The sequence below is a fragment of the Vibrio sp. 378 genome (assembly GCF_033339435.1).
Window position 1 is genome coordinate 1 of the sequence record NZ_JAWOUO010001266.1, and the last position, 507, is coordinate 507.

A 507-nucleotide genomic window follows, 5' to 3' on the forward strand; every position below is an offset into this window, starting at 1 on the left:
TGACAGATGCAAAAAATGCCATTCCAGTTCAAGTCATTCGTAATGATATTCGAGTGATTGCATCAGGTAATGGGGAAATGGATGAAATCCAACTGGAACACATTCCAACCAGTACAGATATTCAAGTCGGTGATTTACTTGTGACATCCGGTCTGGGAGGCATTTACCCTGAAGGCTACCCTGTGGCGACGGTCACGAATGTGGATCACGATACTCGTCAAGAGTTTGCATCGATCAAAGCCGAACCTGTGGTGGAGTTTGATCGTCTACGATACTTGCTGTTGATCTGGCCAAACGAAGATCGTCAGCACAAAGTATTGCAATCCAACGCGAATGACGGGTTAGAGCAAGAACAAGAGGTAACTAATGGCCAGTAATGTATTGCGTAGCAGAATGGTGATTGGTGTTAGTTTCTTCGTTGCGCTAGTACTGCAAACCATTCCTTGGCCCGGAGTATTGGACCTACTTCGTCCTTCATGGCTATTTTTGGTGACGTGTTATTGGGTG

Annotated in this window: 2 protein-coding genes; both read left to right on the top strand. The window is 45.6% G+C overall.

All coding sequences use genetic code 11. The features are described 5' to 3' along the window. Window positions 1–377, top strand: a 377-nt coding sequence (gene mreC / locus R7Q48_RS31480) for a rod shape-determining protein MreC (protein ID WP_318134404.1), incomplete at its 5' end; no start/stop codon positions are given. Next, window positions 367–507, top strand: a 141-nt coding sequence (gene mreD, locus R7Q48_RS31485) for a rod shape-determining protein MreD (protein WP_318134405.1), incomplete at its 3' end; no start/stop codon positions are given. The genes mreC and mreD, both read left to right, overlap by 11 nt.